Annotated in this window: 19 protein-coding genes and 1 pseudogene; 7 read left to right on the top strand and 13 right to left on the bottom strand. The window is 65.4% G+C overall.

Annotated features, from left to right (window positions below):
- Positions 1–98: 98 nt before the first annotated feature.
- The 5 genes from CR105_RS23010 to CR105_RS22990 form a co-directional block, all read right to left on the bottom strand.
- Positions 99–593, bottom strand: coding sequence for an arsenate reductase ArsC (locus CR105_RS23010; RefSeq protein WP_267873910.1), 495 nt, complete (start codon positions 591–593; stop codon positions 99–101).
- A gap of 168 nt (positions 594–761) precedes the next feature.
- Positions 762–1,085, bottom strand: a complete 324-nt coding sequence (locus CR105_RS23005) for a thioredoxin family protein (protein ID WP_099792591.1) — start codon at positions 1,083–1,085, stop codon at positions 762–764.
- Positions 1,086–1,151: 66 nt separating this feature from the next.
- Complete coding sequence (locus tag CR105_RS23000; RefSeq protein WP_180288281.1) at positions 1,152–1,790, bottom strand: TOL_0243 family YfiR-like periplasmic protein; 639 nt, start codon at positions 1,788–1,790, stop codon at positions 1,152–1,154.
- 4 nt (positions 1,791–1,794) lie between these two features.
- Positions 1,795–3,705: a TOL_0244 family TonB-dependent receptor gene (locus CR105_RS22995; RefSeq protein WP_099792587.1), complete on the bottom strand. Its 1,911-nt coding sequence runs from the start codon at positions 3,703–3,705 to the stop codon at positions 1,795–1,797.
- Between the two features lie 93 nt (positions 3,706–3,798).
- Complete coding sequence (locus CR105_RS22990; RefSeq protein WP_099792585.1) at positions 3,799–4,125, bottom strand: antibiotic biosynthesis monooxygenase family protein; 327 nt, start codon at positions 4,123–4,125, stop codon at positions 3,799–3,801.
- A gap of 148 nt (positions 4,126–4,273) precedes the next feature.
- Between CR105_RS22990 and CR105_RS22985 the strand changes: the two genes are divergently transcribed.
- The 3 genes from CR105_RS22985 (at position 4,274) to CR105_RS22975 (ending at position 6,974) form a co-directional block, all read left to right on the top strand.
- On the top strand, positions 4,274–5,152 hold the full coding sequence (locus CR105_RS22985; protein WP_099792583.1) for a CPBP family intramembrane glutamic endopeptidase: 879 nt from the start codon (positions 4,274–4,276) through the stop codon (positions 5,150–5,152).
- The gene (locus CR105_RS22980) at positions 5,149–5,622 is read left to right on the top strand and encodes a MarR family winged helix-turn-helix transcriptional regulator (protein WP_099792581.1); all 474 of its coding nucleotides are present in this window, start codon (positions 5,149–5,151) and stop codon (positions 5,620–5,622) included. Before CR105_RS22985 ends, CR105_RS22980 begins: the two co-directional genes overlap by 4 nt.
- 98 nt (positions 5,623–5,720) lie before the next feature.
- Positions 5,721–6,974: an MFS transporter gene (locus tag CR105_RS22975; RefSeq protein WP_099792579.1), complete on the top strand. Its 1,254-nt coding sequence runs from the start codon at positions 5,721–5,723 to the stop codon at positions 6,972–6,974.
- A gap of 13 nt (positions 6,975–6,987) precedes the next feature.
- Here the strand turns inward: CR105_RS22975 and CR105_RS22970 are convergent, their stop codons facing one another.
- Positions 6,988–8,133: a glutathione-independent formaldehyde dehydrogenase gene (locus CR105_RS22970; RefSeq protein WP_099792577.1), complete on the bottom strand. Its 1,146-nt coding sequence runs from the start codon at positions 8,131–8,133 to the stop codon at positions 6,988–6,990.
- Between the two features lie 221 nt (positions 8,134–8,354).
- On the opposite strand from CR105_RS22970, the pseudogene CR105_RS22965 reads away from it, so the two are divergent.
- Positions 8,355–8,615 (top strand): annotated as a pseudogene (locus tag CR105_RS22965) (thiamine pyrophosphate-requiring protein); the annotation flags it as partial.
- A 629-nt stretch (positions 8,616–9,244) separates the two neighbouring features.
- On the opposite strand, the gene CR105_RS22960 reads toward CR105_RS22965, so the two are convergent.
- Together CR105_RS22960 and mtoX are read right to left on the bottom strand one after the other, a co-directional pair.
- Positions 9,245–9,874, bottom strand: a complete 630-nt coding sequence (locus CR105_RS22960; RefSeq protein ID WP_099792575.1) for an SCO family protein — start codon at positions 9,872–9,874, stop codon at positions 9,245–9,247.
- The gene (gene mtoX, locus CR105_RS22955; protein WP_099792573.1) at positions 9,871–11,172 is read right to left on the bottom strand and encodes a methanethiol oxidase; all 1,302 of its coding nucleotides are present in this window, start codon (positions 11,170–11,172) and stop codon (positions 9,871–9,873) included. The genes CR105_RS22960 and mtoX overlap by 4 nt, the downstream gene beginning before the upstream one ends.
- Before the next feature lie 154 nt (positions 11,173–11,326).
- Here mtoX and CR105_RS22950 point away from each other — a divergent pair, with 154 nt between their 5' ends.
- Positions 11,327–12,991: an alkaline phosphatase family protein gene (locus tag CR105_RS22950; protein ID WP_099792571.1), complete on the top strand. Its 1,665-nt coding sequence runs from the start codon at positions 11,327–11,329 to the stop codon at positions 12,989–12,991.
- Positions 12,992–13,056: 65 nt separating this feature from the next.
- On the opposite strand, the gene CR105_RS22945 is transcribed toward CR105_RS22950, so the two are convergent.
- The 4 genes from CR105_RS22945 to CR105_RS22930 all read right to left on the bottom strand — a co-directional run bounded on the left by CR105_RS22945 (position 13,057) and on the right by CR105_RS22930 (position 19,765).
- Positions 13,057–15,840 carry a GGDEF/EAL domain-containing response regulator gene (locus CR105_RS22945; protein ID WP_180288280.1) on the bottom strand — a complete coding sequence of 928 codons (2,784 nt, stop codon included), beginning with the start codon at positions 15,838–15,840 and terminating at the stop codon, positions 13,057–13,059.
- Positions 15,837–16,307: an Hpt domain-containing protein gene (locus CR105_RS22940; RefSeq protein ID WP_180288279.1), complete on the bottom strand. Its 471-nt coding sequence runs from the start codon at positions 16,305–16,307 to the stop codon at positions 15,837–15,839. Before CR105_RS22940 ends, CR105_RS22945 begins: the two co-directional genes overlap by 4 nt.
- A 297-nt stretch (positions 16,308–16,604) precedes the next feature.
- Positions 16,605–17,237 carry a response regulator gene (locus CR105_RS22935; protein WP_099792567.1) on the bottom strand — a complete coding sequence of 211 codons (633 nt, stop codon included), beginning with the start codon at positions 17,235–17,237 and terminating at the stop codon, positions 16,605–16,607.
- A 2-nt stretch (positions 17,238–17,239) separates the two neighbouring features.
- Positions 17,240–19,765, bottom strand: a complete 2,526-nt coding sequence (locus CR105_RS22930) for a sensor histidine kinase (RefSeq protein WP_099792565.1) — start codon at positions 19,763–19,765, stop codon at positions 17,240–17,242.
- 201 nt (positions 19,766–19,966) lie between these two features.
- Here CR105_RS22930 and CR105_RS22925 point away from each other — a divergent pair, with 201 nt between their 5' ends.
- Positions 19,967–22,192, top strand: a complete 2,226-nt coding sequence (locus tag CR105_RS22925; protein ID WP_099792563.1) for a TonB-dependent receptor domain-containing protein — start codon at positions 19,967–19,969, stop codon at positions 22,190–22,192.
- A gap of 18 nt (positions 22,193–22,210) precedes the next feature.
- Here CR105_RS22925 and CR105_RS22920 read toward each other — a convergent pair whose 3' ends face one another.
- A complete protein-coding gene (locus CR105_RS22920) occupies positions 22,211–23,014 on the bottom strand; it encodes a polysaccharide deacetylase family protein (RefSeq protein ID WP_229414086.1) in 804 nt (267 codons plus the stop codon).
- A 669-nt stretch (positions 23,015–23,683) separates the two neighbouring features.
- Here CR105_RS22920 and CR105_RS27990 point away from each other — a divergent pair.
- Positions 23,684–23,899, top strand: a complete 216-nt coding sequence (locus CR105_RS27990; RefSeq protein ID WP_131021811.1) for a hypothetical protein — start codon at positions 23,684–23,686, stop codon at positions 23,897–23,899.
- Positions 23,900–24,198: the final 299 nt, after the last annotated feature.

Raw genomic sequence — 24,198 nt, 5'->3', positions numbered from 1 at the left:
TTTCGAGAAACGGGACGGCGCCGGACTGGGCCGTTCGACACCAGCTGTCGATTCTACCGGCAATGCAGTTCCCGCGTGCAACAGCCTGACGTTGCAGCCTACGGCGTGACTCTCGGCTGCAGGCAGCGACCGGCAGCGTCGGCATCGAGCTGATCGAGCGGCAGCGCCACCAGCGCCTTGACGGCCGCTTCCAGCTGCTCGCACACCTGGGCGAATGCGGCGCGCACGTCGATGTCGCTGCCCTCGAACATGCCGGGCGAACGCAGCTCCCAGAACGCTTCGACCGGATTGCCGGGCCAGGCCGGATGACGCTCGGCGACCACCTTGCTGCACACGCCGATCAGTACATGCACCGGCTGCGCGTCGGGGCCGGCGAAGCGGCTCCACGATTTGCTGGCCAGGCCGTCGGTCGGATATCCGCGCATGCGCAACTGTTCGAGCGCCAGCGGATTGACGCGGCCCGTCGGATGACTGCCGGCGCTGTATGCGCGGAAACCGTCGCCGCCATGCCATTTTAAAATGGCCTCGGCCATGATGCTGCGGGTCGAGTTTCCGGAAGACAGAAATAAAACGTTAATGCACTGCTCGTTCACGCTAGGTCCTGACGCTCTTGAATGACGCCCGGGTCGCGGGCGGCGTGCCTGCTGAAGTTTGCAGGCAGCGCTCAGGATTGTACTGCCGAGCAGCCAGGCCGATGAGTAGGATGTGATTCCTTTGTCAAGTAGGATCGATCCTACAAGCGAGCCCGATAACGACAACAGTTACGCTTGCGCGGCCTGCTCCAGCGCCGTGCTGACTTCGGCGCGGTCGGCCGGCCGCACCACCCGCGCCAGCTCCTTGCCGTCCTTCAGGATCACCAACGTCGGCCACAGCTTGACCTTGAACGAGCGTCCCAGCTTGCGGCCGCTGCCGTCCTCGACCTTGATGTGGCGCACCGCCGGCTGTTCGGCCAGCGCCGCCGCGATGAGCGGCGAACCGGCCTTGCAGTAGCCACACCAGTCGGTGCCGAATTCAAGCGCGACGGTGCCCGGCAAGGCGTCGATGGCGTCGCGTTCGGGCTGGTTAGGGTCGTACGGTGTGCTCATGGCGGCTCCTCGAAATGGCTAAGCGACAAGCCTACCCGAAAACCGGATTGCACGGCTTCCTGCTTCCTAGCGGCCGCCGCGCTGCACCTTGTAGGCCACCGCCAGCAAGCGCGAGCTGAGCTTGAGGTGGTTCTTTTCGGCCGCATCGAGCGACACCTCGAAGCGCACGCGCTCGTCGACGACGCGAAAATTGATCACGCTGTCCTGGCGCACGTTACGCCCGGTTTCGGTCACCGTCAGCACCGGCGCGTGGCGCACCGCGGCCAGCGCTTTGTCGACCTCGCCGGCATCGCCATCGCCGATGAACAGCATATGCACCCTGCCCGGCGCCTCGCCGGCGCGCAGCTTGCGCACCGCCACCGCGCGGCCGTGCATGCTGCGACCGGCCGAGATCCTGGCCAGTTCCTCGGCCACCGCGTCGGCGCCGACGACGGCAATCACCAGCGGCTCGCCGGCGGCCGGCACCGCCGCTTCCGGATAGTCGACATAGCCGAGGAACTTGTACAGGAAGGCGGCCTTGACGTTGCGTTCGAGGTTCACCTCGGCGGCGCCCGACTGCGCGCCGACGGCCGAGTAGCAGACGAACACCAGCAGCACGCAGCTGAGCGCCATGGCCAGCAGCGCCGGCAGGCGGCCGGCGCGGCGGCGCGACGGCGCCGCGCACAACGAACTCCAGTGCAGGCCAAGGGGGAGCGAAATGGTCATGTCGTCAGAAACGCTGGGACAGTTTGAGCATGACGCTGCGCTCGAACTCGCTGCGGCCCGGTTCGCCGCCGAACTCGGCGTGCGACTTGTGCAGCAGGTTCTGGCCGACCAGTGAAATCTCGGTGTCGGGCCGCAACGCCCACATCCACCGCACGTCCATTTCATAATAAGCCGGGACCGCCGGCCGCGGCAAGCTGCCCACGTAGCGCAGCGTCACATCGACCTGGCTGGTGTCGCTGAGGTCTTTCGAGGCGCGCAGCATCCAGCGCCGATCGGGGTCGTTGGTCGTCAGGCCGATGGTGCGGGACGAATCCTGGCTGCCGGCCGACAAGCTTGTGCGTATTTTTTGCTGCACCAGGCCGGCCGAGAAATGCAGGCTGTCGGACGGATGCCAGCGGCCCCACATCTCGAGCCCGCGCGTGGTGCCCTGGCCGAAGTTGCGGAAAGCGAGGCCGCCGCCGGCCAGCGGCTCGAGCGTGCGCAGGCGGTCGTACTCGCTGTAAAAACCGGTGACGGAATACGAAAACTGCGGCGACGGCTGGGCGCGGTAGCCGATTTCGAGCGCGTTGGCCGTTTCCGAGATGAAGTCGGGCCCGCCGCCGATGACAAAGCGCGGCACGCCGTTGACGACCGTCGGCGTCGATGGCGAATAGAAATCGTGGTCGATGCGCGACGGCGCCCGCACCGTATGCGACAGGCTGCCCCACAGCAGGCTGGCGCTGGTCGGCGACCAGCCAAGACGCAGGTTCGGCAGGTATTCGGCACCGGTGTAATTGTTGTGCTCGAACTTGACGCCAGCGGTCAGGCGCAGCGTGTCGGTCAGCGCGATCTCGTCCTGCACGAACACGTTGCCGGTGTGCAGGTTCAGCTCGGCCGGCAGGAACGCGAAGCCGGCGCCGTTGGTCAGGCGGTCCTGGGCGAAGCGATAGCCGGCGCCGACCGAGACGCGGTGCTTGCCGCCAAGGTGCAGGTTGTACTGCGCCTGGACGTCGATGGTGTCGAGGTATTCGACGAACGCGTTCGGCTGGTTGCGCTCGGTATGGTCGAACAGCACCTGCATGCGGTAGTCGCCGCGCTCGGCGTCGTGGCCGGTGATGTTGGCGTTGAGGTTGGCGCCGCCGATGCGGATGTCGCGCGTGCCGGCCTGCCGCAGCGAGCCCTGGTAGGCGTCGCCGGTCAGCGTGATGCCGCCGGCGTCGAGGTCGACGTCGGCGCGAAAGCCGGCCTGGCGGCGCTCGAACCCGGTGCGCGTGCTGACGCCGGCAGCGTTGAGGGTGTCGTCGGCCTTGTAATACTTGGCATACAGCCGGTAGCTCAGGTCCGCCGTCGGGGCGGCGCCGAAGCGCACCGAGCCGACGCGCTCGTCCTTGCTGGCGGCCAGCGCGGCGCGCCCGCCGAGCGTATCGCGGGCCGACTTGGTAATGACGTTGATGACGCCGTTGACGGCGTTCGCGCCCCAGATGGTCGAGCCCGGTCCGCTGATGACTTCGATGCGCTCGATGTCGTCCATGATCAGGTCCTGGGCGTCCCAGAACACGCCGGAAAACAGCGGGCTGTAGACGCTGCGCCCGTCGATCAGCACCAGCAGCTTGTTTTCGAACGCGCTGTTGAAGCCGCGCGCGGTGATGGCGTAGTTGCGCGCGTCGACGCGGGCCACCTGCAGGTTCGGCGCCAGGCGCAGTGCTTCGGGCAAGGTGCGCGCGCCGCTGCGGCGAATGTCGCTGGCACTGATGGTGGTGATCGACGCGGCGGCGTGTGCCAGCTTTTCTTCCTGGCGCGACACCGAGGTCACGACGACGTTGCTCAGTTGTTCGAGCGACATGTCCGACAGTTCGTTCGAATCCGGTGCGGCGAACGCTCCGGACACGGCCAGCGCACAGGCGGACATCACGACAAAGTGTTTATTCGGGCGCATGGACTCATCCGCAATCGTTTTCTGCTGCCAGCACCGCGCCGACCACCGGCTTGGTTTCCAAACTGAGCAACGCGAAATTATAAAACGGTGTTATTACGCTTGGGCAAAAAAACTGTAATCGTGCTCGACTTTGCAAATACGTGTCTTGTAAGCCGTGTACCAGTTGTCGCGTCCTAATTTCTGTGCTACCAGATGGGCGCCATCGCGTTTCCATGCGGCGATCGCTTCGAGGCTGTCCCAGTACGACACGGTGATGCCGACCTCTTCGCGCGCCGACTCGACGCCGAGAAAGCCCGGCTGCGCGGCTGCGCTGGCGACCATCGCGTCGCTCATGGCGGCGTAGCCGTCCTCGACATCGGTGCGCACCGACGTGAAGATCACCGCGTAGTATGGCGCCGGCGGCGTGTTCGCAATTGGCATGAGTCGCTCCTGGACATGGGAATGCCATTTTGCACGCTGGTGTCAGGTCTGACAATCGGACATTTGTAGTTTTTTCGAAATTACTTTACCGGTTATATAAGGGCTGATATGATTTGCCTGCCTGTTCATTAACTAACCGGAAATCACCATGTCGACCATGCCGCTGCCAGCCGCCCCCTCCCCATCCCGCGGCGCACGCCTGCTGAAGATGCCGCTCGTTCGCCTGCTGCTCGGCATCATCGCGGTCGTGCTTCCGGTGGCGCTGACGATGGCGCTGACCCAGCAGTTGCTCGACAAGTCGCTGCGCCAGCTGTGGCCGCAGCTGCTCGCCGCCGCGCTGTGCGTGGCAGCCTACGTCTTGTATGTACGCAAGGTAGAACGGCGCCAGGCCACCGAGTTGTCGCGCGTTGGCGCCGGCCGCGAACTGGCCTTCGGCATATTGCTGGGCTCGGCCATCTTCCTGCTGGCGGTCGGCGCCATCGCCGCCGCCGGCGCCTTTCACGTCGAGGGCTACGCGCCGTGGACCGTGATGATCAAGCCCTTTGCCGAGATCGTGCTGGTCGCATTGTTCGAGGAAATCCTGTTTCGCGCCATCTTCTTCAGGATCATCGAGAACTGGCTGGGCAGCACGATCGCTCTGGCGCTGTCGGGCCTGGTGTTCGCCGTCACCCACCTGCCCAATGACAACAGCACGCTGCTTGCCTTCGTGATTACCGCGCTGGCCGGCGTCATGTTTTGCGCCGCCTACATGGTGACGCGCCGCCTGTGGCTGGCAGTCGGCATCCACTTCATCTGGAACTTCATGGGGGAGGCGGTGTTTTCGCTGCCGGTGTCCGGCCATGCCGCCAAGGGCATGCTGCAAGGCCGGCTGTCCGGCCCCGAGTGGCTCAGCGGCGGCGCCTACGGCATCGAGGGCTCGGTATTGACGCTGGCGATAATCGGCGCCACCGCCCTGTGGCTGCTGGTGGTAGCCGCCCGCCGCGGCCAGTTCCTGGCGCCGGCATCGCGCCGCCGGGTGGCGCCATGAAACGCTCGCTGGGGACCCAGTTGCGCCACCTGATCGAACTGCTCGATGGCGCGGTCGGCGCCGCCTACGAGGAAGCGGGCCTGACCTACCGGCCGCGCTACACGCCGGTGATGCGCGCGCTGATGCAGAACGAGCCGGCCACCATCGGCCATATTGCCACCGCGGCAGGCATCACCCAGCCGGCGGCGACGCAGACCATCGCGCTGATGGTCAAGCAAGGGTTGGTCACGACCGAAGCGGGAGTCCCGGATGGCAGGCAGAAGCTGATCCGCCTGAGCCCGCAGGGACGAGAGCTGCTGCCGAAGCTGCAGCAGTGCTGGCAGGCGACCGCTGCTGCCGCGGCCAGCCTGGAAGCCGAGTGCGCGCTGTCGTCGACGATCGAGGCGGCGATCGAGGCGCTCGCCGCCAGGCCGTATGGCGAGCGCATCCGCGCGGCGCGGGCGGTGATGGTCGATTCAGGCAAGTCTTGAAGCGGCTGGTTTGCTGGCGCTGTTAGGCGTCAGTAAGGTACTCTTGCGCGCAAGTCATGTAATTAGAGTGACGTAACGCACTGCCAAGGAGAACCCAGTTGACCGCATCTTCCACACCGGGATCGAGCGTTTCGACGTTTGTGCCCGACTCGCCCGCTGCCTGGCGGCGACTGCTGATCGCGCTGGCAATCGCCACGATCGGCTGCGTCGGCACCTGGTCAATCGTCGTCATGCTGCCGAAGGTGCAGGCCGACTTCGGCGGCACGCGCGGCGCCGCATCGCTGGCCTACACTGCAGCGATGATCGGCTTTGGCGTCGGCGGCGTCGTGACGGGTCGCCTGACTGACCGCCTGGGCATCGTCCCCGCGATGGGGACCGGCATCGTGTCGCTGCTGCTCGGCTATCTCGGCGCCGGCATGTCGTCGGCGCTGTGGCAATTCGTGGCGGCGTACTTCTTCATCGGACTGGGCGCCTCGGCGACGTTTGCGCCGCTGATGGCCGAAGCGTCGCACTGGTTCGTGCGCCGGCGCGGCATCGCGGTAGGTATCGCAGGCAGCGGCTATTACCTTTCAGGCGCCCTCTGGCCTGCGCTGATCGAGCGCGGCATCGCCGAATACGGCTGGCGAATGACGCACATCGCCCTCGGCGTTTCTTGCGCGGCGGCGATGACGGTGCTAGTTCTCATTTTTCGCTCGAGCGTCGGCAAGTCTCAGCCGCGCGCGCCGGGCGTGGCGAGCCGCCCCAGCGTCGATTTGCGTCTCAGTCCCAACGCGCTGACGGCCATCCTGTCGGTCGCCAGCTTTGCCTGCTGCGTGGCGATGGCAATTCCGCACGTCCATATCGTCGCCTACTGCGGCGACCTCGGCTACGGCGTTGCGCGCGGGGTGGAAATGCTGTCGCTGATGCTGGCACTGGGCGTGGTCAGCCGGATCGGCTCGGGCTTCATCGCCGATCAGGTCGGCGGCATGGCCACATTGCTGATCGGTTCGGTGGCGCAGGCGGCGGCGCTTGGCATGTACCTGTTCTTCAACGGTCTCACGTCGCTGTACGTGGTGTCCGCCTTGTTCGGCCTGTTCCAGGGAGGAATCGTGTCGAGCTACGCCATCGTGGTTCGCGAGACGATGCCCGCCAGCGAAGCGGCGACGCGCGTCGGCACCGTGATTATGGTGTCCTTGCTCGGCATGTCGTTCGGCGGCTGGATTGGCGGCGTCATTTTCGACAAGACCGGATCCTATCAGGTGGCATTTCTGAACGGGCTGGCGTGGAACGCGCTCAATATCGTCATTGTGTTGTTGTTGCTGTTGCGCGCACGCCGAGCAAGAGCACCTCACCGCGCCGGCGTGCCTGGTTGATCGTGCGTCGCCGTCAGCGGCCCGGCTTCAGCAATACTTTGGTCCAGCCCTCGTCGCGGGCATTGAAATGCCGGTAGCCGTCGGGTGCCTCGGCCAGCGGCAACTCGTGCGAGACGATCATGGAAGGGTTCGCTTTGCCCTCGTGGATTAACCTGGCGAGCATCCGGTTGTAGGTTTTCACGTTGGCCTGGCCAGTGCCCATGGATTGGCCCTTCGTGAAGAACTGACCGAAATCGAAGGCCAGCTTGCCCTCTTTCTCCAGGGGGTCGATTCCGTTCGGATCCTGTGGCACGAACACGCCGACCACGCCGATGCGACCGGTTGCTTTCACCGACTGCACCAGGTTGTTCATCGTTAGGTTCGGTTCCTCTTTGCCGTGGTGCCCGCAGCATTGATAGCCGACGCACTCGCAGCCGCAGTCCGCACCTTTGCCCTCGGTCATGTCCTTTACCTGCTGCACCGCTGAACCATCCGAGTCGTCGATGGGGATTGCGCCCATCTTTTCGGCAAGCGCCAGGCGGTCCTTGTGCATGTCCACCACCATCACCTTGGCAGCGCCCTTGATGACTGCGGAATGTGCCGCCATCAGGCCCACCGGGCCGGCGCCGTAGATCACCACGTTGTCGCCTGGGCGCAAACGTGCCAGTTCGGTCGCGTGGTATCCAGTCGGGAAGATGTCGGACAGCATGACGTAGTCGTTCTCCTTCTCTTCGGCGTCTTCCGGGAGGATCAGGCAATTGAAATCCGCCCATGGGACGCGCAACAGATCGGCCTGGCCACCGGCGTAAGGTCCCATGTTGGCGTAGCCGTAGGCGGCGCCTGCCATTTCCGGATCGGGGTTGGCGTGCAGGCAGAATCCGGTGAGCCCACGCTCGCAATTATGGCAACAACCGCACGCAATATTGAACGGCAGGCAGACGCGGTCGCCCTGCTTCACTCGCCAGACGGCATCGCCGGCCTCGACCACCACACCCATATTTTCGTGGCCGAAGATCTTGCCCTGCTCGACGCCGGTGCGGCCTTCGTACATATGCAAGTCCGACCCGCAGATGTTGGTCGTCGTAATCTTAACCAGCACATCGGTCGGTTTCTCGATTGTCGCGTCAGGTACATCCTTGACGACGACCTTACGCGGTCCTTCGTAGACGACTGCTTTCATCGGTTGCTCCTCTGGTTCGTTAGTCCATGTGGCAGAACATGGCTCATACGATAGTCCCGTGAAGCGAAAGGGGGCGCCAGCTTGCCCAGGAAATAGCTAACCTCGATTACCAGGGGTATCGTGCGGCTCGACCACAAATCACAGCTAGGCTGGCATTCCGCGCCTGCTGCCGCGCTGGCGTCCAGGCGGAGTGGCGCTTCGGTTAAGGAGTCCGTCATGGCAGAGCAGCGATCCTGGCCGGTGCGGGCGCCCATGGCGCCGCCGACGAGCTGGTGCAGGTGGCCGAACTGCTCGGCGCCGGCGTGGCCAAGGCGCTGCTGGGCAAGATGGTGCTGCCGGACGACCTGCCCTTCGTGACCGGATCGATCGGCGTGATCGGCACCCAGGCCAGCTTCCAGATGATGAATGGGTGCGACACCCTGCTGATGGTCGGTTCCAGCTTCCCTTACTCGGAATTCCTGCCACCCGAGGGCAAGGCGCGACCCGAACATGCCGCCGCTGCCGCCCCACATCACGCGCTCACAGGCCGAACGTATTTCAAGGCGATCGAGGCGGGAGACGCCGAGGCCGATGCCGTGCGGCGTGCGCTGGAGCTGCGGGGGGCGGATTGACGCTTGTTTGGGGATGGGATTGCGCTCCATCGCACATTTTGTTGTCGAGTAGCCAATCTGTTGGCCGCCAGAACTAGAAAACTATAGAATTTTCTCTTTACGTCCACGCAATTTTATCGCGCTATTTACTAAGCTATCGATAAACATAACCATCACCCCGAAAACCGAAAAAATCAGCACGGCGTATAAAATTTCCTCTCTTCCTATCACACCCAATGAGAACAACTTAATGGAAAATAAAACAGCGAGACACAGGAGAAGAGTGTATTTGGCGAGAGAAATATTCATGATTACCTTATTTTTGGAAGTGGAATATGGATTTGATCTTGTATTTCTATCGGCGCCAAACGCCCAATGGCTTCTCTGGCGAATTACTGTCACAAGAATAACAGATTCCGACGTCCGCTAACGCTGCATTCCAGTCGTTCACTGGTCGCAATAATTCGGCCTGGCGTGCCACCACCCGCCCAAGACCGACCCATCAATATCCGCGCGCGGACTCATCTACGGCCGAGACTCCGCTCCATTACCAGCGTCTTGATATCGTTGAGCAGCACACCCTGGTGCAAAAACGCCGGCGTATAAATTTCGCGCACGCCACCACCGGTGTCGATCAGGTAGACCTTCAGCATATGCGTCAGCGTTGGCACGCGCTGGTTGGGCGGCTGCTCGGCCGCCACCGACACATCCTGGCCGAAGCCGTCCAGCAACGGCGCCAGCGCCTTGCCGGAACTGGTGGTCAGAAAATACCAGCGCACGCCGCCCCGGTCGCGCGCATCCGCATCCCCATAGCTGCGCATCGCCTGCGGCGTATCGTACTGCGGATCGAAGCTCATGCTGACGAAACGCACCCGCCCTCGCAGCGCGCGATCTCGATCAATGGTCTGCTTCAGGCCATGCAGCGTCTCATACGCCAGCGGGCAGCCGCGCGCATCCGTGCAGTAAGTGTAGATGAACGAAAACACCGTCACCATCCCGGTAGAAAACTCCGAGAAGCGGTGTGCGCTGCCGTCGCTGTCGAGCACCATGCCGTCGGGCGCGCGCAGGATGTGCTGCAGCTGGTAGCTGCCCGGCGGCGGCGGTACGAAACCAGTGGCCACCGCCGCCAGCAGCAAGGCGGCAATCGTCACCGCGCGGCGATGGCGCCGCCCTGCGCCTTCGCCCCCAGCTTCATGTGGTGCGCGCGGCCAAGCTTGAGCTTGTAGAAGTCAACCTTGAAAGTCTCGGTCAGCTCCTTGCCGTTCCAGGCGAACAGCTTGACGAACTGCTCGTCGTCGACGCCCTTCTTGTCCCATTTGGCCAGCAGCGAACTGCTGACGTAGACGCGCTTGCCGTCCCAGCTTTGCGAAATCATGTTGACCTGCGCGCCGGTATTCTTGGCGTACGTTTGCTTCGGCGCCTCCGGGTTGGAGATGTCGAAGTAGCGCGTGGTGCCGTCCATGAAGGTGTTGACCCACAGGCCGCGGCTGTCGGCCGTGATCGACATGTCCACCGGCAGCGGGATCTTGGCCGGGTCGCCGATGGCGCCGACCGCTTTTGCCTGCCACTCGCCGGCTGCGTCCTTCTTCACCAGCCACAGCTGCGACGTCAGCGCGCTGGCCGTAATGGCCCAGTCGTCGCCCTCCTTCAGCGACCAGCGGATCTCCAGCGGCGCGCCGGGCACGCTGAACACCTTCTCCGGCTGCATCGACTTCAGGTTCCACAGCACCATGGTCGAGCCGAACTGCTTCATCGCGCCGGCGTCCTTCATCAGCGCGCCGAGCTCCATCATGTAGTTCTTGTGGCCGGTGAAGCTCGACGTCAGCATCACGTTGCGGGCGGGATTGAAGGCGATGTCGTAGCCGTAGCCGTCGCCGCCTTTGCTGGTCGGCATGTCGACCTTGCTGATGAACTCGCCCTTGTTGTTGTACAGCGCCATGCCGGTGGCGCCGCCCTTGTCCTTCGCGTTCGACAACGCGCCGATCAGCATGCGGCCCGGCAGCGCGTGGAAGGTGTGCGGTCCGACCAGGCCCGAGCGCGCGGCGAAGTCGCCGATCGTCTTCACCAGCGTCGGCTTGCCCGGATCGCTGTGGATGTCGAACACGTAGATCTTGCTGTCGTCGAGTCCGCCGGCCCACAGGAAGCGGCGGTCATCGGTGAAGCCGGCGTGGTGCGCTTCGCCGCGCGTGCCCACCGACAGCTGCGCCACCACCTGGCTGAATTTCTTCGATGCCGGGTTGACGTCGAGCGTGACGAGCTTGTCGGAGCCGTCGCCCATGCCGGCCACGCCCAGCGTCCACACGTACAGGAAATCTTCCTGTCCCTTGATCAGGTTGGTGATGTAGGGCGAGTTGCACGTTTCGTCGGCCAGCACGGGCGCGCTGACGATACTGGCGCCGGCGGCGACAGCGGCGAGCGCAATGGCCCGCAAGAATGGTTTAGGATGCATGTGCCGATCTCCGGTGAACGAGGCGAATCTAGCAATGTACGCCTGCTCCTGTCTTTACAATCCTAGTACTTGAATCAGCTTGATTTATTCTGCGGGCGAAGGTTGCCATCGTTTATGATTCGCTATCGATCCCCAACCTGAACCCCTAGCGACCATGACAAGCAAGCACTGGCTGAGCACCCCCCTCCTGATCACCTGCCTGGCGGCGAGCCAGGCGCTGGCCGCAGCGCCGGAAGTCAAAGAAACGGCGCAGCCCAAACTGGTGGTGGTGCTGGTCGTCGACGGCCTGCCGAACGAACAGGTGCTGCGCTACCGCCACCAGTTCGGCGCGGGCGGTTTCCGCCGCCTGCTGGAACAAGGCGCGTCGTTCAACAATGCGCACCAGGCGCACGGCATCACCGTCACCGCCGTCGGCCACGCCGCGGTGCTGACCGGCGCCTATCCTTACCAGCACGGCATCGTCGGCAATGGCTGGGTCGATCCGGCCACCAAAAAGCAGATGTACTGCACCGAAGACACCGCCCACACCTACATCGGCGAAGCGACCGACCCGGACGACGGCACGTCGCCGGCCAACCTGCGCGTCGACACGCTGGGCGACCAGCTGCGCTACGCCAGCGGCGACCGCGCCAAGGTGATCACCGTGGCCGGCAAGGACAGGAGCGCCATCCTGCTGGCCGGTAAAACCGGCACCGCCTACATCTACATGGAAAAGACCGGCAACTTCGCCAGCAGCACCTACTACATGGCCGCGCACCCGCAATGGGTGCAGAGCTACCAGGCGAGCCGGCCGCAGGACCGCTACTACGGCAAATCGTGGACGCCGCTGCTGGCCGATTCGGCCTACGCCCAGGATGCCGGCGCGGAGTTCTATCCGGCCAAGCCGAACGTGCGCAACCGCCTGCCGATGCTGTATTCGAGCGACAGCGGCAAGCCCGATGCGGCCTACTACACGCGCCTGAAGAGCGGCCCCGCGGTCGACGAGCTGACGCTGGACTTCGCGCGCGCCGCCATCGAAGGCGAGAGCCTGGGCCGCAATCCGGCCGGCGTGCCCGACATCCTTGGCGTCAGCCTATCGGCGCACGACTACGTCAACCACTCGTTCGGCCCCGAGAGCAAAATGTCGCACGACCACCTGCAGCAGCTGGACCGCCTGCTGGCGAAGTTTTTCGGCTATCTCGACCAGCGGATCGGCATGGACAACGTGATGGTGGTGCTGACGGCCGACCATGGCTTTACCAACGTGCCGGAATTTGCCGCGGCGCGCAAGCTCGATGCCCGCCGGCTCGATGGCAAGAAGCTGGTCGCGTCGCTCAACAAGTACCTGGCCGACAAGTACGGCGCCGACAAGCTGGTGGCAGCCTTTTCGCTGCCGAACATCCAGCTCGACTACGCGCTGATCGACCAGCGCGGCCTAAAGCGCGCCGACGTCGAGGATGCGGCCGCCACGTTCCTGCAGGCGACCAACGGCATCGCGCACGTCTACACGCGCACGCAGATGGCGTCGGGCGCCCTGCCGGACACGCGCTTGTCGATGCTGATGCAGCGCGCGTGGGACCATCAGCGCTCCGGCGACCTGATGGTGATCACCAAGCCGTTCTGGTATTTCAGCGGCGGCAGCACTGGGTCATCGCACGGCACGCCGTACACGTACGACAGCAACGTGCCGCTGGTCTTCATGGGCAAGCGCTGGTTCAAGCCGGGCGTCTACGGCCAGTATGCGGAAGTGGCCGACATCGCGCCGACGCTGGCGCACCTGCTGCGCGTGCGTCCGCCGGCCGCATCCGAAGGCCGCGTGCTGACCGAAACGCTGCGCTGATCGCGCCTGGGGCTATCGGCGAGGTTCGTCACACCTGCGATCGCCGCTGACCATTCGATTTCGGCTCAGGCGGCGGGGCGCGTGACGCGGCGCAGGCGCCGCGCGCGCGTGGCCGGCTGGCGCAGCAGGCCGCTCACCTGCAGGGCCCTGCCCTCGCCGAGCATGCGCGCGCACGTCTCGGCGTCGACCGGCCGGCTGAAATAGTAGCCCTGGATCTCGTCGCAGCCGTTCTCCGCCAGCAGCGCCAGCTGCCCGGCCGTCTCCACGCCCTCGGCGATCACCGTAAGCCGCAAGCCGTGCGCCATGGCGATTACCGCGCGCGCGATCGCCAGGTCGTCCTGGTCGGTCGTGATGTCCTTGACGAACGACTGGTCCAGCTTCAGCTTGTCCACCGGGAAGCGCTTCAGGTAGTTCAGGTTCGAGTAGCCGGTGCCGAAATCGTCAATCGCCAGCTGCACGCCCATCTTCTTGAGCTCACACAAAATCTCGAAGGTGCGCTGCGGGTCTTCCATCGACGCGCTCTCGGTCAGCTCCAGCTCCAGCAGCTGCGGCGCCAGGCCGGTTTGGGCCAGGATGCGGCCGACAGTGTCGGCGATGTTGTCGGTGAACTGGCGCGCCGACAGGTTGACCGACACCGGCACCGGCGGCAGGCTGGCCCGCTGCCACTCGCAGCTTTGCTCGCACGCGCGCCGCATCACCCATTCGCCGAGCGGCAGAATCAGGCCGGTTTCCTCGGCCAGGCCGATGAAGACTCCCGGCGCGATCAGCCCCAGTTCCGGGTGCTGCCAGCGCACCAGCGCCTCCATGCCGATGATCGCGCCGCTCGCCAGACTCACCTGCGGCTGGTAGTGCAGCACGAACTCGTCGCGCTCGAGCGCGCGCCGCATCGCCCCTTCGAGCTGGAAGCGCTCGTGCGCCCCCTTGTTCAGTTCAGGGCGATAGAACTCGTAGCGCTCGGCGTCGTTGGCGCGCGCGCGCCGCACCGCCGCTTCGGCCGCGTGAGCGAGGCTGTCGTAATCTTCGCCGTCGTTGGGCAGCAACGCGATGCCGATGCACGGCTCGATGTACAGCTCCTGTCCTTCGTACTCGAACGGCTCTCGCATCACCGTCAACACCAGGCGCGCCAGCGACGACAGCCCGCCGACCGAGTCGCGCAGCGCGGCGATGGCGAAGGTGCGCTCGCCGATCCGGCCGACACTGTCGGCGCCCTGCGCCCACTGTCCCAGCCGCGCCGCCATCTGGGTCAGCATCGCCTTCTCCGCTTCGATGCCGAGACTGTCGCCGATCACCCGCAGGCGGTCACCCTTGAGCATCAGGAAACCGAGCACCTGGGTGCCGGGGGCCGCCTTCTCCTTCAATTGCAGCAGGCGCTCGCGCAGCAGGATCCGGTTCGGCAGGCCCGTGAGGACGTCGAAGTTGGAGACGTAGTTCAGGCGCGCCTCTGCGCCGCGCAGTTCGGTGGTGTCGATGCCGGTGGCGACGAAATATTCGATCGTACCGTCGGCGCGGTGCAGCCACGTGGTCGACCACAGGATCGAACGCACGCCGCCGTCCCTGGCCAGCCACTCGCCGCGCAGGTGCGACGGCTTGTCGGCATTGCGCGGCGCATGCTCGAAAAATTCGCGCAGCGCCGCGCTGCCATTGGCGCGGCCGAACACTTCCCAGCATGGCTGGCCAATCGCTTCGGCCGCCGTCCAGCCAAGCACCCGCTCGCAGGCGGGATTGAACAGGCGGATCACGCCGGCCGCATCGATCAGGCACACCAGCGCGCCGGTGGTATTGACCACCGCCGACAGCAGCTGGCGCTCGGACTGCCACGCATCGGTGCGGTCCCTGACCTGCGCTTCCATGTCGCCGTACAGGCGCGATCGTTCGAGCGCGACGGCGATCTGGCTGCCGACCGTCTCAAGCACATGCCACTGCTCCGCGCCGAGTGCGCCCTCCACCGTCAGCAAACACAGTACGCCGCGGCTGCCGGCGCCGGTGCCAAGTGCGATGCAGGCGTGCGGGTGCGGCACCATGCCGCACGATTGCACCAGCTGCGGCGCGCCGCGAACCGGCGCGTCGCCGCGGCAGCCGGCGCAGGCCGCGCCGTCGTCGGTTGTCGGCACGAAGTCGCGGCTGGCGACCAGGCGCGTCGCGCCGGCCGCGCCGAACAGCCGGATGCTGGCGCCCAGCACCCCGGGAAACGCCAGCAGGCGATCGAGCGCCAGGTCGGCCACCGCGCCTTCCGTCAGCGCAGGGTTAAGCGCCTCGGCGATCTTGTAGAGCCCTTCAAGCGCGTCGTAGGAGTGCGCAATGCGCTCCTGCTGCTGGCGCAGCTGCGCGGCCATGCGGATCGCTTCCTCATACGTCGACAGCAGCAGGTCGAAGATCTGGCGCCGCTCGGCCGTGATGGCGTGGGTCTGGCCGGCGATCGTCACTTGCATGGCGGACGGCGGCGCCGCGCTGCGCTGCGTGCGGCCGGCGAGCACGGCGCCGATGCGCCCGAGCAGGTAGCGGTCGTCGAAGGGCTTGCGCAGAAAATTGTCGGCGCCGCAGTCGAGGCCCTTGATGACGTCGTGCAGGCTGGAGAGCGCCGTCAGCAGGATCACCGGCACGTCGCGCAGCAGCGGATCTTGCTTGATGGCGTGGCACATCGCAAAGCCGTCCATCTCGGGCATGGCGATGTCGCTGACGATCAGGGTCGGTGCCGACGAGCGCGCGGCGTCGAGCGCGGCGCGGCCGTTGGCGGCGACGCGCACGCGGTAGCCGCCAGCTTCCAGCAGCTGCGCCAGGTATTGCGCCTGGGTGGCGCTGTCTTCCACCACCAGGATGTCGATGGTCGGCTCGCGGGCGGGTCTGTTCATGGCGTGGCAGTTCGGTGTTCGGGTGACCGATTGCAGGGAGTGACGACGGCCAGTTCGCGCGCCAGCGCATCGAGCTGCGCGACCAGGGTCAACGGCCGCTTGCCGGAGTGCTCGCCGGCCCCGCCCAGCAGCTGGTGCGCCAGCGCGACCGCTTCGGCCAGCAGGGCACGCCGGGGCGCGCTCAGTTCGGCGTTCGCTTTGGCGGCGGCGCCAATAACGCGCTCGAGCGCCTGCGACAGCCATTCGAGCTCGCGCAGGTCGACCGCGCGGGCAGCGCCGGCCAAGGTGTGCAAGGCGTCGAGCATCGCGTCTCGCGCGTGCGCCGCGGCGCCGCGGGCAAGCGCGGCCAGGCCGGCGTCGAGCGCTGCCATGTGCACGCGCGCTTCGCCGGCAAAGATGGCCCGCAGCGACGGCGCGGACGGGGCGGCCAGGTCGCTCATGCAGCCGGCCGGCACGGTGGGGAACACTTCATCATATGCAGGTTGGGTAGTCTGTCTCAGATAACAAAAATGATACTTTTGGGAACTAATTACCCATGGGGTCATGTTAGCGAACAATTTCACATTCGGGGTATTGACAGACGCATACGTGGGGGATTACGGACGCTGCAACAGGCTATCCCATACACTTGCAAGTTATTGATTTTAATGGGTGCTTTGCTCATCAGTTACGAAATTCGGGATACCGAATGTCGTGCAAACATTTGCTTGCTGTCACAAATTTAGCGACAGCAATACTACACAGATGGGCGTCGGCCGCCGAATTTAGCTCACCAGCCCGCTTTTGAGAGCGTAGCGGATCAGTGCCGCGTTCGACGCCAGCCCCATCTTGCGGAAGATCCGGTTGCGGTATGTATTGACGGAACTGACAGAAATACCCAGTTCGGCGGCGACCTGCTTGATCTGCATGCCGGCGCCGATCAGGGCGACAATCTCCGCTTCGCGCGCCGTCAGGCTGTGATGCGACGGCTGCGGCTCGGGCTCGAGCGCCTGGCGCGCCATCAGTTCGGCCAGCTGCGGCCCGATGTAGGTGGTCCCGGCCACCACCTGGCGGATCGCCTTGACCAGCTCCTCGGCCGCCATCGCCTTGGTGATGTAGCCGGCGGCGCCGGCGCGCAGCGCGCTGACGGCGTAGCGCTCCTCGCCGTACATGCTGAGCATGACGACGCGCTGTTCGGGAAACCGGCGGCGCAGCTCGGTGAGCCCTTCGAGGCCGTCGTGTCCGGGCAGGCTGATGTCGAGCACGACGACGTCGGGCCGGTGCTGCGCCACCAGCGCGATGGTGCGCGCCAGGTCGGCCGCTTCGCCCACCAGGCGCAGGTCGGCGCTGGAGCGGAAGATCTTCTTGACGCCCTCGCGGATCAGTTCATGGTCGTCGGCGATGACGATGCGGATCATTGCTACTTTCGGTGATGGTTGAACGGCGCCGCAGTATGCATGGGAATGAGCGCCGACACCAGCGTGCCTTTCGGGCGCAAGGGACCTACCGTCAGGCGCCCGTGCGCCAACGTGGCCCGCTCGCGCATGCCGGTGATGCCGAGCGAGCGAGCGCCGCGCGGGCCGCGCCGCGCGATGCCGGCGCCGTCGTCGCGCACGCGCAGCAGCAGCGCGCCGGCGCGCCGCTCGACGCTGACCCACACGTGGCCGGCGTGCGCGTGGCGCAGTACATTGGTCAGCGCCTCGTGGAAGATGCGCAGCAGCGCTTCGGCTGCCGCCGCGCCAGGCTGCTGCTGGCCGGCGCATAGCTCGACGTCGACCTTGATGCGGGTGCGCCGCTCGAAGTCGCGCGCATGCCAGGCGATCGCCGCGTACACGCCCTGCCCATCGAGGTCGGGCGCGCGCAGCTCCGTGGCGATGTCGCGCACCAAGTGCATCGCCCGGTCCAGGGTGGCGCAGGCCGAGGCCAGCTCGGCCAGGATCGTGTCGAGCGGCAGCGCGGCGCCGTGCTGGCGGATGTCCGCTTCGAGCAGCTTGACGTCGATCTTGGCGGCCGACAGGATTTGCCCGAGCTGGTCGTGCACTTCACGCGCCAGCGCGATGCGCTCTTCCTCGCGCACCGTCTGCAGGCGCTCGTACAGCACCTTCAGTTCGCGCTGCCCGGCGGCGCTTTCGGCCTCGCCGCGCTTGCGCGCGCTGATGTCGTTGGCGATGTGGACGAAGTAGCGCGGGCGGCGCTGCTCGTCGCGGATCAACGAGACGAAATTGTCGGCCCAGATCACGCTGCCGTCGGCGCGCCTGAAGCGCAGCTCCACCTGGAACGATTCGATGTCGCCCTCGCGCAGCGCGGCCAGCCGGGTGGCTGCCGGCAGGTAGTCTTCGAGCGCGGCCAGGTCGGCGACGCCGCGCTGCGCCAGCGCCGCCTCGTCCAGGCCGGCCAGCTTCTGGTAGGCCGGGTTGGCGCGCACGAAATGGCCGTCGGTGCCGGTGATGGCGATGCCACCCGGCGCGCGGTCGAACACCGCCGCCAGCAGCGCGTTGGCCTGGCGCAGCTCTTCGCTGCCGCGCTCGACGCGGCGTTCGAGGTCGCGCTTGGCCGTCAGCAGAACCTGCTCGGCCTGCTTGCGCTCGGTGATTTCGTTGGCGAACACGATCAGCCCGTCCGGCGCCGGAAAGCAGCGCACGTTGAACCAGCGTCCAGACGACTTGTGCGGCTGCTCGACCGTGACGGGGCCGCCGCCGGCCAGCGTGGCGTGCATGGCGCGTTCCAACGCGCTGCCGGCCAGGTCGGCGACGACCTCGACGAGCGGCCGGCCGATCAGGCCCTGCTTGCCCAGGCCCAGTTCGATGGCGGCCGACTCATTGAGCGAGAGCACCTTCAGTGCGCGGTCGACGCTGATGAAGGCGTCGCTGGTGCGTTCGAGCACGCTGGCCAGGTCGTGGCGCGCGGCGGCGACCTGGCGCTGCAGGCGCCGCTCGGCAGCGATGGCGGCAACGGCGACCACCGCGGTGGCGACCAGGCTGGCGATGGTGTCGATGAAGTGGCGGTACTCGGCGTCGAGCGGCGCGCGCGGGTTCAGGCCGACAAGCATGAAGGCGTGCGCAATGGCCTGGCCGGGCGCGGTAAACGGCAGCGCGAGCACCTGGCGCGGCGACTCCGGCCAGCCGCCGCGGCAGTCGGTCGCGCCGAGCAGATCGGCGCCGTCGACCAGCACCGGCTCGAACGCATCGGCCAGGTGCGACAGCGGGTGCGCGCCCTCGCGCTCGGCCGCCGGCCACGCCACGCGTTTGGGAACGCCGGCGCAACCGCCCTTCAGGCCGGTGCAAAACACCTGTTCGGCAAAGCCGGAACCCGGGGTGGCGACGTACAGCGCCGTCAGCGGCAGGTCGTAGGGATTGCCGGCCAGCGCCTGGCGCACCGGCTCGAGCGTGTGTTCGCCGGCGCCGCGCAGCGCCACCTGCGTGGCCAGTTCGCCGAGCGTGCGCTGGCGCCGTTCGCCGAGCACGCGCCGGCTCGTTTCCATCGCCGCCACGAACACGCCGACGGCGCTGCCGGCCTCGCACAAAATCGGGCTGTACGACAGCGTGAAGTAGGCTTCTTCGGGGTAGCCGTTGCGGTTCAGGACCAGCAGCCAGTCGTCCTGGCGCACCGCCTGGCCGGTCGCCAGCACCGTGCTGAGCACCGGCTCGATGGCGCCCCACGCTTCGGGCCAGACGTCGGCCACGCGCTGGCCGAGCGCCGCCGGATGCTTGTTGCCGAAGATGGGAATCGACGCGTCGTTGTAGATGTAGCGCAGGGTCGGACCCGGCAGCACCATGATCTGGAACTGCGACGCGAGGCAGATGCGCACCGCGGTGCGGATCGCCGGCGCCCACGTGGACATGTGGCCGAGCGGCGTGGCGCTCCAGTCCTTTTCGTTGATGGCGCGCACCATTTCGCCGTCGCCGGGAAAGAAGCTAGTCGTCGGCCGGGTGATTGAATCGTCCATGGTGGCTCGTTTGACGTGTAAGCCATGTTACCGCAGTAGCGGGCACGCCGGCGCAGCGCTGGCTTGGCGGTGAAGAACGACGAACTCGCTACGCACCGTTGCAGGACACCGGCGGCACCGGCGTATTGACAGGATAGGTAAGGCTGTACTTGCCGAACAGAACTCTTTATCCTGTCATACCTCGTATCGCACCCACCTCACATGACTTTGCGCCGCACCGTTTCGCCCGCCTGCCTTTCCCGCCTGCTGCTTGCCGGTGCGTTGACGTGCGCGGGCGTCGCGGCGCAAACCGTGCCGGCGCCGCCGCTTGAAACGAAGCCGCCGGTCAAGAAGGAAGAACCGGCGCCGCCGGCCGGTCTCGAAAGCGCCACCGTCACCGTCAGCGCCGAGCGGCCGACCAACCGCATCGACCGCCAGGTCTACGACATCAAGGCCGACGTCGGCGCCAGCAATGGCTCGGCCGCGGACGCATTCAACAACGTGCCGTCGGTGGCGGTGGACCCGGACGGCACGCTGACCTTGCGCGGCAGCCCCAACGTGACGATCCTGATCGACGGCAAGCCGTCGGCAATGATGCAAGGCGATAACCGCGCCGCGACGCTGGCGTCGATGCCGGCCGAAGACATCGAGTCGATCGAAGTGATCAACAATCCCGGCGCGCAGTACGGCAACGAAGCAGGCGGCGGGCCGATCCTCAACATCATCATGAAGCGCACGCGCAAGCCGGGCGGCTTCGGCGCCGTCAGCGCCAACGGCGGCTCGGCCGGCCGCTACAACGCGGCCGTCTCGGGCAGCTATCACGCCGGCCGCTTCGGCGTCCAGGGCGGCGCCAACGTGCGCCACGATGGCCGCAACTCGGTCGCCGCGGCCGACCGCATCCGCACCGACCCGGCCACCGGCATCGCCTCGCACAGCACGCAAGATTCGCGCGCGACGGGGCTGAACGACTCGGCCGGCTTCAACGCGCTGGTAACATACAACCTCGGCGCCACCGACACGCTCGGCGCCAACGTCGCCTACTCGCGCCGCACCAACGACGCCCGCGCCGAAGACCGCTACATCAATTTCGGCCAGGACGATATCGCCGACAGCAATTACCTGCGCACCACGACGCGCACCGGCAGCGGCGAAACGCGCAGCGGCGGCGCCCGCTACGAACACAAGGGACAGAACCCCGGCGAACTGCTCAAACTCGACCTGCGCATGTCGTCAGCCGGCAGCAGCAGCGACGCTGCCTACGTGAACGCCTACACGGTGCGCCCGGCCGGCGTGCGCGACAGCCGCAGCCGCCAGGCCAACCAGGCCGACTCGCGCATCGTCGACTTTACCGGCGACTACGAGCGGCCGGGCGATGCGGGCGTGCTCAAGCTGGGCTACAAGCTGGCGAAAAACAGCAACGAGTTCGACGTTCGCTACACCAACATCGATTCCGTGACGCAGGCCGAAAGCACCAACGCGCTGCGCAGCAACCGCTTCGCGCTCGACCAGACCACGTTGGCGCTGTACGGCTCGTACCAGATGCGGCTGAACGAATCGTGGGGCGTGCTGGGCGGCCTGCGCGCCGAATACACCGGCATGGAAGTGGCCCAGCTGACCAGCGCGCTGGTGTCCGACAACAACTACCTGAACGTCATCCCCAGCTTTTTCGTCACCTACAAGGCAACCGACCAGACCAACGTGCGCCTGAGCTACGCGCACCGCATCCGCCGGCCGGGCGCCAACGACCTCAATCCGTTCGTCGTCTACCGCGACGAATTCAACGTGTTCTCTGGCAATCCAGACCTGAAGCCAACCGAGACCGATTCGCTCGAGCTCGGCATCGAGACCAAGACCGGCGTGCTCGACACCAACCTGCGCGCTTACTTCCGCCAGGACACCGGCTTGATTTCCGAGCGCAAGGTATTCATCAGCGACACGGTGTTGTTGACCACGCGCGAGAACACCGGCGACAACCACGCGGGCGGACTCGAGTTCACGGTCAGCGGCAAGCTGCTGCCCAAGCTTACCGTCAACACCAGCGGCAACCTGGCGTACACCGAGCAGCGCATCTACAGCGCCGTGACCGGGCTGTACAACATGCGCAGCGCGACGTCGCTGACCGGCCGCGCGCGCTTTAATGTGACGTTGTCGGAGCAGGACCAGTTGCAGGTGAGCTTGAACGCGCAGGGCAAGACGCTGTTCGGCCAAGGGTATCGCGATCCGAACACAACGGTCAACTTCAGCCTGCGCCATGCGATTACGCCGATGCTTAATGTGGTGCTGAACGTGACCGATGCGTTCAATACGAACAAGGTGGCGATCAGCACGGACACGGATGTGCTCAGGGAGAGCAATGTGCGGCGCTACGACGGGCGCGTGATTTATCTCGGCTTGTCGTACCGGATGGGTGGCATCACGCCGCCGGCGCGCCGTCCGCCAAAAGCGTGACGCGCTCTCGGTAAAATCTCAGCGCCGCTGTTCCCGCTGCACGTGTTTCATGATGTTGAGGAAGGTATCGGTCCAGTACCGCTTGCGGTTGGCCGCGAGGAAGCGCACCAGCTCCTCATGTGCCTCGTTGGAAACTGACAGGTGGTCGCCGCCGACGCCGTGGAAGGTGAAGTTGACCATGGTGCCGCGCTCGCCCGCCTGCTTGACCTGCGCGATCAGTTCCTGCCCGCTGACATTGGTCGGCGTGGCCACCGGTACCCGGTGCAGATCGAGCGTGCGCATCGACGGCACGATGGCGCCGGAACCGACCTTGATGGCGACGAACTGGTCGTGTACCAGATCGACGTAGTCCTGTCCGCCGGCGATGCGGTCGCCGCAGGGGACGGTGAAGGTGCGTTCGCGCTTGCCGTCAAGCGCATGCAGCATTGTGTTGGCCAGGGTGACCTGGTCGCGCATCTGCTCGGCCGTGGTGCTCTTCAGATCGCGGTGCGACGGTACCCAGGTCCGGTCCGGCGTGCCGCCGGCGCACTGGTGGAACAGCGTGTGGTTGGCCAGCTCGTGGCCCTGTTTAGCGGCGGCACGCCATTCCTCTATGCGAGTCTGCAGTGTGGGCATGCCCAGCGACAGATAGAAGGTGCCGTGCAGGCCGTGGCGGTTCAGCGCGGGAATCGCGTTGTCGAGCTGGGTCGGGGCGGCATCGTCATAGGCCAGGCTGACCGCTGCGCGGGCGCCGTTCGGCCAGCGGAAGGGTTCTTCGGCCTGCGCGCTGGTGAAGCCAAGCGCGGCGAGAATGGCGCCGGCATAGGCGATTCGTGTGAACATCATCCTCCTCTGTTTTTGTTTGCAAGATTGAACCAAGTGCACAATTGCCGTCCGTTGAGGCAAAAATGCCCGGGTTGTGAAGTAAATATGCCGCGCCAGGAAGGGTGCGTTCCCTAGCGGATCCGGCCTTCGCCGAATGGCCGGATTCGACCCATTGCGGACATGCGCCGGTTAACTATTGCAACCGTTCAATTGCTGCCGCCTTACATCGCCGACTACCGCTCAGGCGGCCATGGCAGAAGTGTGTGAGTTAGTTGTTCTTCAAGCGACCAGTTCGGAGGGCGGGCTTTACGGTCAAATCAAGGGCATCCCTTCGCGACCCACTGCTCATAGTGCGCCACATTATCGTCGTTGCCATACTCACAGCCACAGCAACCGCAGATTTCGTATGACAAGCGCAATTCTTCCGGCGAATCGTGTCCAAGACCTGGGCCATAGCCGCAAACCGGACAATAATCAATCACCACGACGTCCCCCTTTTGTAACTACGGATTTTCCAGCTTGCTACGCGAAACGATACTCGTCCAACGAACGGACACACACATTGCGGACGGCCGCTTCTGGCCGACCGCAGCCGTGTAAAAAAGCCTCAGTGTATGGGATTGATGTTCTTACGACAAGAACAGGTTTTATTAGGCGCTTTCATTCAACACGACGGTCAACTTCAGCTTGGGCGATGCGATCACGACGATGCTCAACGTGGTGTTGAACGTTACGGATGCGTTTAATACCAACAAGATCGCGATCAGCACGGATACGGACGTGCTCAAGACGAGCAATGTGCGGCGCTACGACGGGCCCGTGATTTATCCTGGGGCTATCGTACCGGATGGGTGGCATCGCGCCGCCAGCGCGCCGTCCGCCAAAGCCTGTTCCGCCGGTTAGTACCACGGACTCAAAGACCGTCATTCCTGCCCTTGGCAGAAATGACTTCCCGCGAAGGCGGGCCTACCACGCTAGCTCATAGATGGTAAGGATTCCCGCCTGCGCGGGAATGATGGTTTTGAGGTTGGCGGTGAGAGCGCCGCCGCCGGGCCGGCGGCCGCCCGCCCGCGGAGAGATCCGCGCTCGAGCAAAGTTCTGGTGTCAGGTCTGACATTCGGACATTTCGCCTTGAAATGTCCGAATGTCAGACCTGACACCAGAACTTCCCGGCGCCAATAGTTGGTTCGGATATATTGCAC

It is taken from the genome of Massilia eurypsychrophila (genome assembly GCF_002760655.1).
Classification (GTDB): domain Bacteria; phylum Pseudomonadota; class Gammaproteobacteria; order Burkholderiales; family Burkholderiaceae_D; genus JAFCUW01.
The sequence above is the reverse complement of the archived record's forward strand: the minus strand, read 5'-3'. Positions and strand labels throughout refer to the sequence as shown.